This is a genomic window from Pseudoroseomonas ludipueritiae (genome assembly GCF_014490445.1).
Classification (GTDB): Bacteria; Pseudomonadota; Alphaproteobacteria; order Acetobacterales; family Acetobacteraceae; genus Pseudoroseomonas; species Pseudoroseomonas ludipueritiae.
On record NZ_JACTUZ010000140.1, the window covers coordinates 1 to 11,921 of the forward strand.

The 11,921-nt window shown below is 70.5% G+C and carries 8 protein-coding genes; 3 read left to right on the forward strand and 5 right to left on the reverse strand.

What is annotated here, in order from left to right; genetic code table 11:
• The 3 genes from IBL25_RS20650 to IBL25_RS20660 all read left to right on the forward strand — a co-directional run.
• Positions 1 to 2,809 (forward strand): cellulose biosynthesis protein BcsC (locus IBL25_RS20650; RefSeq protein WP_187780393.1); only part of this gene is annotated, 2,809 nt, incomplete at its 5' end.
• Between the two features lie 87 nt (positions 2,810 to 2,896).
• Positions 2,897 to 3,598, forward strand: coding sequence for an alginate O-acetyltransferase AlgF (locus tag IBL25_RS20655; protein WP_187780394.1), 702 nt, complete (start codon positions 2,897 to 2,899; stop codon positions 3,596 to 3,598).
• Positions 3,595 to 4,335, forward strand: a complete 741-nt coding sequence (locus tag IBL25_RS20660) for a GDSL-type esterase/lipase family protein (protein WP_187780395.1) — start codon at positions 3,595 to 3,597, stop codon at positions 4,333 to 4,335. Before IBL25_RS20655 ends, IBL25_RS20660 begins: the two co-directional genes overlap by 4 nt.
• Before the next feature lies 1 nt (position 4,336).
• Here the strand turns inward: IBL25_RS20660 and IBL25_RS20665 are convergent, their stop codons facing one another.
• The 5 genes from IBL25_RS20665 to IBL25_RS20685 all read right to left on the reverse strand — a co-directional run.
• Positions 4,337 to 5,467 (reverse strand): alginate O-acetyltransferase AlgX-related protein, encoded by a 1,131-nt coding sequence (locus tag IBL25_RS20665; RefSeq protein WP_187780396.1) that lies wholly within the window; start codon positions 5,465 to 5,467, stop codon positions 4,337 to 4,339.
• A gap of 10 nt (positions 5,468 to 5,477) precedes the next feature.
• Entirely contained in the window at positions 5,478 to 6,896 is a 1,419-nt protein-coding gene (locus IBL25_RS20670; RefSeq protein WP_187780397.1) for an MBOAT family O-acyltransferase, read from the reverse strand.
• 123 nt (positions 6,897 to 7,019) lie between these two features.
• Positions 7,020 to 7,682: an SGNH/GDSL hydrolase family protein gene (locus IBL25_RS20675; RefSeq protein ID WP_187780398.1), complete on the reverse strand. Its 663-nt coding sequence runs from the start codon at positions 7,680 to 7,682 to the stop codon at positions 7,020 to 7,022.
• Between the two features lie 102 nt (positions 7,683 to 7,784).
• On the reverse strand, positions 7,785 to 10,910 hold the full coding sequence (locus tag IBL25_RS20680; protein WP_187780399.1) for an efflux RND transporter permease subunit: 3,126 nt from the start codon (positions 10,908 to 10,910) through the stop codon (positions 7,785 to 7,787).
• Positions 10,911 to 10,916: 6 nt separating this feature from the next.
• Positions 10,917 to 11,921: efflux RND transporter periplasmic adaptor subunit (locus IBL25_RS20685; protein ID WP_187780400.1), on the reverse strand; the 1,005-nt coding region annotated here is incomplete at its 5' end.

Genomic DNA, 11,921 nt, shown 5'->3' on the forward strand with positions numbered 1-11,921 from the left:
CCTGCGGGACCGCGCCATCGCCGCCGCGCCGCAGCGGCGCGACGAGTTCATGACCATGTTCACCGGCCTGGATGCGGCCCTGCAGCCGGCCCGGAGCGGGGGCGGGGGCCAGGCGCGGATTCCGCCCAGCCCCTCGGTGCAGGCGCGGCAGGCGCTGGCGCGGGGCAACCTGGAGCAGGCGGATGACTTCGCCCGCCGCGCCGCCCGCAGCAATGCCAGTGAGCAGGTGCAGGCCGAGGTCATCCTGGGCCTGATCGCGCTGCGGCGGGACGACCTGGCGACGGCCGAAGCGCGCTTCCGTGCCGCCCTGGCCCGCCGTCCTGGCCTGACGGAGGCGCTGGGCGGCCTTTACGACGTGCTGCAACGGCAGAACCGCTTCGCGGAGGCCGAGGCGCTGCAGCAGGAAACCGGCTTCCGGCCCGGCTCCTCCGCCGGGCTCGCCACGCAGCGCGCTTACTCGCTGCGGGACGAAGCCAGCCGCAGCGAGCCTGCCCAGGCCATCGCGCTGCTGTCGCAGGCCAAGGCGGTGGACCCGCAGAACTCCTGGGTGCGGCTGGACCTCGTGCGCCTGCTGCGCGCCCAGGGCCAGGAGGCCGAGGCGGCGCGGGAGGAACAGGAACTCGTCGCGCTGGGCAACAACGATGCCGCCTATGCCGCCGCCCTGCTGGCGCAGGACCAGGAACGCTATGGCGAGGTGGTGGCACGGCTGGAAGCCATCCCCGCCCGTGTCCGCAACGCCGATGCCAACCGCCTGCTGACCCAGGCGCGGCAGGAGCAGGAGATCGGCCGGCTCGAAGCCCTGGCCCGGGACACGCCGCGTTCCGACGCCATGCAGCGGCTGATGGCACTGGCCGCGCGCCCCGACCCCTCCGGCACCATGGCGGCCGGCGTGGTGCGCGCGCTGGGCCGCCTGCAACAGCCGGAGGCTGCCGCCCAGGCCGCCCGCGCCGCGCTGGCGGTGAACCGCAATGCCACCCCGGACGCGCGCATCCAATTGGCCGGCGCGCTGCTGTCCGCCCGCCGGGTGGAGGATGCGCAGGCCATCACCGCCAGCCTGCTGGCCGAAGGGCGGCTGACGGAGGAACAGCGCCGGCAGATCGCCTCGCTCTCCGCCGGCTCGGCCGTCGTGCAGGCGGGACAGCTCAGTGCCGAGGGTAACCAGCGCGCCGCGCTGGCGCAGTTGCAGCCGGCGTTGCGGGAGATGCCGGACAACCCGGCCGTGAACCTGGCGCTGGCGCGGGTTTACCTGGCCAGCAACCGGGCGCCGGAGGCACAGGGCATCGCCGATGCGGTGCTGGCGCGGAACCCTGGCAGCCTGGAAGCACTGACGGTCGCCGCCGATGCGGCGCTGGCGCGGCGGGATTGGCGGCGCGCCGATGCGCTGTTGCAGGAGGGCCGCAGCCGCTTTCCCGCAGATCCGCAGATCATGTTGCTGGAAGCCCGCCGGGCCCGCGCCCAGGGCGACCATTACCGGGCATTGCGGGCGCTGGAGAGCGCCGGCGTGCGCCGCTACGCGCAGTTGCAGGCCGGTGGCGGCAGCCGCGCCAGTGACGCGGAACTGCTGGCCACCCGGTTGCGCGGCGGCACGGAGGAAGCGGCGGGGCAGGGGGCGGAGATATCCGACCCCGTGGCTTCCCAGATCGCCAATGAGTTGGCGGCGGCGCGGCAGGAGACGGTGACCTGGCTTCAGGCGGGGGTGGGCGTGCGCGGCCGCTCCGGCCAGGGCGGCCTCAGCAAGCTGACCGAGGTAACGGCGCCGGTCGAGGTCTCGGCGGCGGTGCCCGGCATCGGCGGCCGCGTGACGGCGAAGGCGGAGGCGGTATCGCTGAACACCGGCTCCATCGGCAGCGACCTCAATACGCTGCGGCAGTTCGGCAGCAATGTGCTGGGCGGCGGCAATGCGGTTGGCCTCAACGGTGCCAAGGGCACTGCCACCGGCGTGGCGCTGAATGTCGGCTATGCCTATGGCGACCTGCGGGCCGATATCGGCTCCACGCCACTCGGCTTCCGCATCGCCAACGTGGTGGGCGGCATCGAATACGCGCCTTCGCTGACGGACCGGCTGCGCCTGCGCATCACGGGCGAGCGCCGCGCGGTCTCGGACAGCCTGCTATCCTATGCCGGTCTGCGCGACTCCCGCACCGGCGCCACCTGGGGCGGCGTGACCACCACCGGCGGCCGGGCGCAGCTCGAATACACGGTGGGAGACGCGGTGCTCTACGGTGGCGGTGGCTATGCCGCCATCGACGGCCGCCATGTCGCCAACAACAGCCGCTTCGACCTGGGCGGCGGCATCGCCTGGACGGTGCTGCGGCAGCCCGACCAGTCGCTGGTGCTGGGCTTCGACGCCCGCTACGCCGCCTTCGAGAAGAACCTGCGCTACTTCACCCTGGGCCATGGCGGCTATTTCAGCCCGCAGTCGCAGGTCTCGGCGGTGGTGCAGGCGGATTGGCGCAAGCGCATCGGCGACCTGCGGCTGCGCCTCGGCGGCGCGGTGGGCTACCAGACCTACCGGGAGGACGACACCGCCGTCTTCCCCAACAACCCGGAGCTACAGGCCCAACTGGCTGCGGCGGCGGCAGCGGATTCCACCCTCGCGGCCCGCTATGCCGGGCGCGATGGCAGCGGTGTCATCGGCAACCTGCGGGCCGAGGCCGAATACGACATCACGCCGCAGCTCCGCATCGGCGCCTATGCCACCTATGACCGCAGCGGCGACTGGAAGCAGGCCACCGGCATGGTGCGGCTGCGCTATGCCTTCGAGCAACCAGGCCCGGACCTGAACCCCATGATGCCCCTGCCACGCTGAGCCGCCCCCGCGCTGCAACCCCGTTCCGATCCATCGGCTTTCCTGCCTGGACTGCCGATACACGGTCCCGCCGAACCGGAGAGCCTGATGAGCCATACCGCCCAGATCCGCCAAGCCCGCCGTATCCTGCTGGGGGCCGCGCTGCTGGCCGGGCTGGGCGGCCTGCCGGCCCAGGCCCAGGCCCCCATGCTCTATGAGCAGCGCCTGCCGGACGACACGGCCTTTATCCGCATCATCAATGGCCTGCCGGGCGAGGTGTCGGTGAAGGCCGACTTCGCCCCCGCCTTCACCCAGGGCAGCGCCGATGCGGACCGCGTCGGCCCCTATGTTCCGGCCGAAAAGGCGGTGGGCAAGGAGCAGGCGCTGGAGATCACCCAGGGCGGTGAGACAGCCAAGGCGAGCGTCAGCTTCAAGCAGGGCTACAACACCGTCATCCTGCAACGGCAGGACGGCAAGCTGGTGGCCACGAACCTGCCGGACAGCCTGGAGTTCAACCAGATTCGGGCACGGCTGGCCTTCTACAACCTGATCCCCGGTTGCGCCGATGGCAGCCTGACGCTGCAGGGTTCCAATCAGGCGGTCTTCACCGGCGTGGCGCCGAATACCACCAAGTCCCGCAGCGTGAACCCCACCACGGCCAGCGTGCAGGCGGCCTGCGGCGGCAAGCCGGCGCCGGTGCAGGATCTCGGCAAGTTGGATGCCGGCGGGCAATATAGCGTGTGGCTGATGGCGCCGGAGGGCAAGCCGGTGACGCTGCTGGCCCGCGACCGGATCGCCCCGCGCCGATGAGCCGCGCGGCATTCCTGGCGCTGCTGGCCGGGCTGGCTGCCGGCCCGGCCCTGGCGCAGACAGCCTGCCCCAGCCTGCCGCCGCGTGCAAACCCGCCGCCGGAAGCGCTGCCCGCCCCGGTGCCCGGCCCCTGGTGGCAGCCGCGGGTGCAGGAGCTGGACCGCATCCTGGCCAGCACGGATCTTTCGCGCGTGCGGCTGCTGTTCCTGGGCGATTCCATCACCCAGGCCTGGTTCCCGCTGATCTTCCAGCAGTTCTACGGAACGCGCGCCGCGCTGAACTTAGGTGTCGGCACCGATACCACGCAGGGGCTGTTGTGGCGGCTGAACCGCCTGCCGCTCGGCGCCACCTTGAAGCCGGAACTGGTGGTGCTGCTGATCGGCACCAACAACGCGCATAACCCCCAGGCCGAGGATGTGGCGCTTGGCGTGGCGGAGAATATCCGGCTGATCCGGCAGCGGTCGCCGCAAAGCCGCATCCTGCTGGTGGGGCTGCTGCCGCGCGGCGCGACGGCACAGGACCCCTTCCGCGCTTCCATCACCGCCATCAACGCGCTGATCGCCCGCTGCGCCGACAACAAGCACGTCTTCTACGCCGATCCTGGCCCGATGCTGCTGGATGGCGCCGGCAACCTCTCGGACCAGATCGCCTATGATCGGCTGCACCCGACGATGGTGGGCTACGCCATCCTCTCGGCGGCGCTGGAGCCGCAGATCCGCGCGCTGCTGGGCAAGTAGCTCACCAGCGGTCGAGGAAACGCTGCTCGGCCGGATCGATCGGCTGGCCGATCACGCGCTCGGGGATTTCCCAGACCACCAGCTTCGGCGGCGTCTCGCGGAAGGCCTCGCCGGCGAAATAGTCGCTGGCGGCGCGGAAGAAGCCGCCGCCCGCCTGGGCGAAGTTGCCGACCGTGACGCCCAGCGCCTGTTGCAGACGCCCGTGGAAATTAGCGTTCACGGAATAGGATGAGCCGATCAGCGTCACCGGCGGCGCGGGCGTCTCGTCCAGCAGGCCACCGCCGCCGGATTCCGCCGGCTGCTCCGCCTCGGTGGTTTCCTTGTGCTGGCGGTCGGGGGCGGGGCGGAGCCAGTCCGGCACCTTGTCCAGGCTCATCAGCCGCAGCAAGTCGCCGGGGCCATCGGTTTCCCTGGCCTCGGCGCTGGTGCGAAAGCGCTCGGCGGGCTCGATGCCCATCTGACGCGCCACCGGGGCGATGGCCTCGGCGGCCGTGGCGGCGCCTGCCTGGCTCCAGTGCGTATCCGTGCGGTAGAAGACGGGGCCACCGGCCTTGGCGGCTTGCAGGGCCGGCAGCAGGCTGACATGGCGCAGGCCCGCCGCCTGCAGGTCCGCGACGAAGCCGGCATACCGCTCCTGCGACTGCCTGGACCACGGGGCGCCGCAAAGTTCCTCGGAATAAACGCGCGCCTTGTCCGGCACCACGGCCACGAGGAGCTGGATCTGCTGCTCCGCCAGCTTCGCCGCCACGCGCTTCAGGGCGGCGACGCGCGCGGCCTGGTGGGCGGCGGCATCCGGCCAGGGGCGCAGCTCCTCCGTCAGGAAAAGCCAATCGTCGCAGCCGGCCCGCACCTGCGGCCCGGCGGAGCCGAAGATTTTCCAGCGCATCACACCGCCAACGGCGCGGAAGACCGGGTCCACCGGCAGGTTATGCGCCATGGCGTGGTTCACCGCCGCCGCCGTCTCCCCCTTCAGCAGCGATTGGAAGGAGAAGGTCTGGCGGATGCGTTCCTGTGCTTCGGGCGCCGTCATGGCGGTGATGCCTTGCCAGAATCCCCAGCCGAGCAGCGCGATGACGGCGACGCCCTGACCGATGGAAGCTGCCTGGCGGAAGCGGCTGGTGGGTGGGGTCATCGCGGCCACCTCAGAACTGGAAATACAGGAAGGGCACGGCGGCGCGGCTGTAGAGCAGCACCAGGCTGAGCACGAAGCCGATGAAGGGCGCGGCGGCCCAGGCGGCGCGCCAGGCGGGGCCATTCTGCTCCGGCGGGCGGAAGAGCGGCGTGCGCGCGGCCAACAGCGGCAGGTAGACCACCAAGGCCGCGATCAGCATGGTCCACCACTGGTCTGGCGTGATCTGCCAGGCGACGGCATCCGTCAACCCGGTGCCATTCAGGCCCAGCATGCCGCGGTACATGCCGAAGGTGCCGTGGATATTCGGCGCGCGGAAGGTAACCCAGCCGATGACGACGCAGAGCATCAGCACGATGTTGCCAAGGATCAGCGGCATCCGGAAGCCGGCGCGGCTCCACCAGCGATGCGCCGCCAGCATCCCGCCATGCCAGACGCCCCAGAGGATGAAGGTCCAGTTGGCACCATGCCAGAGGCCGCCGATCACCATGGTCAGGAAGAGGTTGACGTAGGTGCGGACCTTGCCTTTCCGGTTGCCGCCCAGCGCGATGTAGAGATAGTCGCGCAGGAAGCGGCCCAACGTCATATGCCAGCGCTGCCAGAATTCCTGGATATTGCCCGAGAGATAGGGGCGGGCGAAGTTCTCCGGGAAGTGGAAGCCGCACATCAGCGCCAGCCCGATGGCCATGGCGGAATAGCCGGCGAAATCGAAGAAGAGCTGCAAGGTATAGGCGATGGCGCCGGCCCAGGCTTCCGTCAGCGTCGGCGCGGGCAGGGCGAAGATGGCATCAACCATGGGGCTCAGCGTATCCGCCAGCGCCACCTTCATGATGAAGCCGATCATGAAGCGCCGCGCGCCGGCGCCGAAGAGCGCCAGCGAATGCTTGCGGTGCTTCAGGTCCTGCTCGACCTCGGCATAACGCACGATGGGACCGGCGATGAGCTGGCTGAAGATCGCCTTGTAGGTGGCATAGGCGATGAAGTTGCGGCTGACCGGCACGGTGCCGCGGCGCAGGTCGATCAGGTAGCTGACCGATTGCAGCACGTAGAAGGACAGGCCGATGGGCAGCAGGATCTCGTTCCACGCCACGGGCGTGAAGCCGAGGCCGGTGACCAGATCGTTGAAGGTCTGCACGCCGAAATTGGCATACTTGAAGTAGCCCAGCACGCCCAGGTTGCCGAGAACGCCGAGCAAGAAGAGCCGCTTGCCACGCGGGCTGTCCACGCCCGCCGCGTGCATCATCCGCGCCACCACGAAGGTGAAGACCGTGACGCCGATCAGCAGCGCCAGGAAGTCCACCCGCCACCAGGCATAGAAGAGCCAGGAAAGGATCAGCACCGGCCAGTTCCGCCACCGGGCCGGCGTCAGGAAGTAGAGCGCGAAATAGACAGGCAGGAAGAGGAAGATGAACTCGAACGAGGCGAAGATCATGCGGTCACGCCTGCGGCCTTGGGGCGATGGTGCGGAAAGCGCGCCCCCGCCGCGCGGGCGCGGCAGGCGGGCAAGGCGCGGGGAAGGGCCGGCGCGGCATGGGGGGCCGCACCGGCCGTGGCGTCAGCGCTTCGCCGCCGCCTGGACCTCGGGCATCTTGGCGATCTGGTCGGCCAGGGCGGTGCCATAGGCCTTGTAGCCATCCACCGTGTAGTGCTGGCCGTCGAAGGTCGGCCACGCACCCGGCCTGCTCAGCTTGGTGCTGTCCACATAGGTGCAGGGGCTGACCACGGTGGCCATGTACTGGTTCAGCTCTTCCACCCGGGCGAAGGTCTTCATGAAGGGACCGCCCTCGGTGCCCCAGCTCGGGCCGACCCAGAGGCAGGGGATGTTCATGCTGCGGATCTTGTCCGTCAGCGCCGTCACCTGCTCCTGGATCTCCTCCTTGGGGATCTGCGGCTTGGTGTAGCCGCCGATGGTATCGGCCATGGCCACCACGATCATGTTGGGCTTGTTCTGCGCCACCAGCTGGTCGATCGGGGTGGTCTTGGCATTGGCGCCGGTCTGCTGCGCGATGGCGCCGGACTGGACGCGCTGGGCCGTGCCGCAGGAGGCCACCCGCACCGTCAGCCAGATGCTGGGGGGCGACCCGCAGGCGGAATAGGTGGCCACCTTGGCACCCCGGCGGATCAGCTCATCCTGCAGGGTGGTGATCAGGTAGTTCTGCATCCCGAAATGGCTGTCGCCGAGGATGAGGAGGCTGAGCCCCATCAGGACAGATTGCATGCGTCGAAAGCTCCACTGCTAGGCGACCCGCCAGGGATCAACCTTCTTATAATTTACTTAGAGAGAAAAAGGAGCAGCGCGACGCGAGAATTTTACGTGGGGCTATTGACCTGCCGGTGCAGCCGCGGAGCCTGCCTGGGAGGTGGAGCGCCGCAGGCGGCGGGCAACCCAGGCCTCCAGCCCGTCCATGTAGGAATAGGCGACGGGGACGAAGACCAGGCTCAGCAGGGTGGAGGTAATCAGGCCGCCGATCACCACCAGCGCCATCGGCGCCCGGAACTCCGAGTCGGCGCCGATGCCCATGGCGATATGCGCCATGCCGGCGCACATGGCGATGGTGGTCATGATGATGGGCCGGGCGCGCTTGCGGGCGGCCTCCAGGATGGCGGTGTCACGGTCCAGCCCATGCTCGTTGCGGGCCAGGATGGCGTATTCCACCAGCAGGATGGAGTTCTTGGCCACGATGCCCATCAGCATCAGCACGCCGATGACAGCCGAGACGCCCAGGGACTTCTGCGCGATCACCAGCGCCATCAGCGCCCCGCCCAGGGAGAGCGGCAGGGCGGACATGATGGTCAGCGGCTGCAGGAAGCCGCCGAAGAGCAGCACCAGCACGAGATAGACCATCAGCACGCCGGCCCCCAGGGCCATGGCGAAGCCGGAAAAGAGCTCCTTCATGGTCTCGGCATCGCCGACCTCTTGCTGGCGGATGCCGGCGGGCAGGTCGCGCAGGATGGGCAGGTTGTTCACCAGCTTGGTGGCCTCGCCCAGGGGCATGCCGTTCAGCTCCGCCTCGACCGTGGCCTTGCGCACGCGGTCCAGCCGGTCGATCTGCGCCGGTCCGGCGCCATGCTCGATGCTGGCCACGCTGCCCAGCGGCAGCGCGCCGCCACGGCCCTGCACCCGCAGGGCGCGCAACTGCTCCAGATCGTTGCGGGCTTCCTCGTCCAGCATGACGCGGATGGGGATCTGCCGGTCCGGCAGGTTGAAGCGCGCCAGGTTCTGGTCGATGTCGCCGGTGGTGGCGATGCGCGCCGTGGCGGCGATGGCGCTGGCCGTGACGCCGGCATCCGCCACGCGGCCTTCCAGCGGCATGATCTGGATCTCCGGCCGCGAGAGGCTGGCGGTGGAACGGGCGCCGGCCAGTTGCGGCAGGCCACGCATCTGCCGCTCCAGCTCCCGCGCGGCGGCGGAAAGGGCGGCGCCATCATCGCCCACCAGGGTGATCTGCAGCTTGGAGCCGCTCTGGTTGTCGGCGCCGAAGCGCAGGCGGGCGCCGGGCAGCTTCTCCAGCTCCGGCCGCACGGCGGCCTCGAACTGCTGCTGGCTCAGCCCACGCTCGGAGCGCGGCACGAGGTTGACGATCAGGTTGGCCTGGCGTGGGTCGCCGGCATGGGTGGTGCTGCCGATCGCCATGGCGCCGCTGTTGCTGGTGCCGAGGGAGGCGAAGACCGAGCGCACCTCCGGCCGCGCCTTCAGGATGCGGGTCGCGGCCTGCACCGCCTGCTCGGTTTCGGCCAGGGTGGAGCCGGGCGCCAGCTCGATGGACAGGGCGGAGCGGCTGCGGTCGCTGGCCGGCATGAAGTCGCGTGGGATGAAGGGCGTCAGCGCCACCGATGCCACCAGGAAGCCCACCCCCGCCAGCACGGTCAGCAGCCGGTGGCGCAGGCACCATTGCAGCAGCGGCATGTAGCGGCGGCCAAAGAAGCCGGTGGCGTCCTCGTCGTGCTGGCGCGCGCTGGCCTTGAGGAAATGCGCGCCCAGCAGCGGCGTCAGCAGCCGGGCAACGACCAGGGAGAAGGCGACCGCCGCCGCGACCGTCAGGCCGAACTCGCGGAAGAACTGGCCGGGGATGCCCGGCATGAAGGCCACGGGCACGAAGACGGCCAGGATGGTGGCCGTGGTGGCCACCACCGCCAGCCCGATCTCGGCCGAGGCGTCCAGCGCCGCGCGCATGGTGCCGCCGGCTGGGTTGGCGCGCAGGTGGCGGACGATGTTCTCGATCTCGACGATCGCGTCATCGACCAGCACGCCCACCACCAGCGTCAGCCCCAGCAGCGTGACGTTGTTGAGCGAGAAGCCGCAGACCCACATCACGAAGAAGGTCGGGATCAGCGAGAAGGGCATGGCGATGGAGGCGATCCAGGTCGCGCGCCAGTCCCGCAGGAAGATCCAGACCACCAGCATGGCCAGCGCGGCGCCGACGATCAGCGCCTCCAGCGCCGCGTGGTAGCCGGCCACCACGAAAGTGACGGTGGAGGCGACGAGCCTGATCTCCACGCCCGGATGCTCGGCCACCAGCCGCTGCACCCGCGCCGCGACGCCCTCGGCCACCGAAACCTCGGAGGAACCCTTGGTGCGCAGCACCTCGAAGGCCACCACGGGGCGGCCGTCCAGGCGCGCGGCGGTGCGGACCTCGGCGGTGGCATCGGTGACATCGGCCAGTTCGGAGAGCCGGGCGGTGTGGCCATTGGGCAGCACGATGCTGCGCGCCCGCAGCGTTTCCACGCTTTCGGCGGAACCCAGGGTGCGGATGGCCTGTTCCGCGCCGCCCAGGGTGCCACGGCCGCCGGGCAGGTCGATGTTCAGCGCGCGCAACTGCTCGTTCACCTGGGCGGCGGTGATGCCCAGGGCCAGCATCCGGTCCGGCCGCAAGGCCACGCGGATCTCACGCTCCACGCCGCCGACGCGATTGATCTCGGCCACGCCGCGCACGGAAAGCAAGCTGCGGGAGATGGTGTCGTCCACGAACCAGCTCAGCTCCGTCGGCGTCATGGATGGCGCGGCGACGGTATAGGTCAGGATGGCGCCGCCGGTGGCTTCCACGCGGGTGATGCTGGGGTCGCGGATATCGGCGGGCAGGTCGGTGCGGATGCGCGCGATGCGGTCCCGGACGTCATTCGTCGCCTGCTCGACATTCTTGCCGAGCGCGAATTCAAGGACGGTGGTGGAGGTGCCGTCCACCACGGTGGAGGTGATGTGGCGCACGTCACCCAGGCCGGCGACGGCGTCCTCCACCCGCCGCGTCACCTGAGTCTCCAGCTCCGACGGCGCGGCGGCGGGTTGCATCACCGTCACCACCACCACCGGCAGGTCGAGGTCCGGCATGTTGTTGATGCGCAGCAGCGGATAGCTGGCGAGGCCAGCCACCGTTAGCAGCAGGAAGAGCACGGCGGTGGCCACAGGGTTGCGGATGGCCCAGGCGGAGATATTGCGGTGTTCGGTCATGGCGCGTCACTCCGCCGCCGGGGCGAGGCGGACATGGTCCCCATCGGCCAGGAAGCCGGCGCCGGTGCGCACCACGCGCTCCCCGGCGGCAAGGCCGTCCAGCACTTCCACCATGCCTTCCCGGCGCATGCCGGTGGTCAGGCGGCGCATGCGCACCTGCTCGCCCTCCAGCACGAAGGCGGCCGCCGCGCCGTTGCGGAAGACCACGGCCTCCTGCGGCACGATGATGCCGGGGGAGGCCTCGGCGCGGACCTCGGCGCGGGCGAACATGCCGGGGCGCAGCCCGGAACCGGCCGGCAGGGCCACATGCACCGTGCCCAGCCGGCTGTCCAGCGTCACATTGGGGGAGATGGCGCGGACCGTGGCGGCAATCTCCCGCGCGCCATGCCGCACCGTCACCGCCTGGCCAGGCGCCACGATGCCGAGGTCAAGCTCAGGCACGCGGGCATCCAGCTCCAGCCGGCCCTCGCGCAGCAGGCGCACCATTTCCTGGCCCACCCCGGTCACCGCGCCGGGCAGCACGCTTCGCCGCAGCACCACGCCATCATAAGGCGCCTCGATGCGTGTCTGGTTCAGCCGGGCACGGGCTTCGTCGCGCGCGGCGCGGGCGGAGGCGAGTCGGGCCTCGGCCTGCCGGGCGGCGGATTGCCGCTGCTCCAGCACCTGCCGCGGCGTGTTCTGGCTGCGGGAGAGTTCCACCGCGCGGGCGAGGTCCGCGCGGGCGATGCCGAGGGCGGCCTCGGCCTCCGCCAGCCCGGCCTCGGCCTGTGCGAGCTGGGCGGCGGGCACGGCATCCTCCAGCCGCACCAGAAGTTGTCCCTGGCGCACATGGTCGCCTTCTTCCACCGCCACCTCGGCCACCCGCAGCCCACCGGCTTCGGCCCCCAGGACCAGCTCCTGCCAGGGCACCACGGAGCCATCGCCCACGACGGCACGGGCCAGGGGGCGGGACACCGCCGGCACCACCGCGACGGCCAGGGCCGGCGGCGGCTCGGCGCCGGCAGCGGCGGA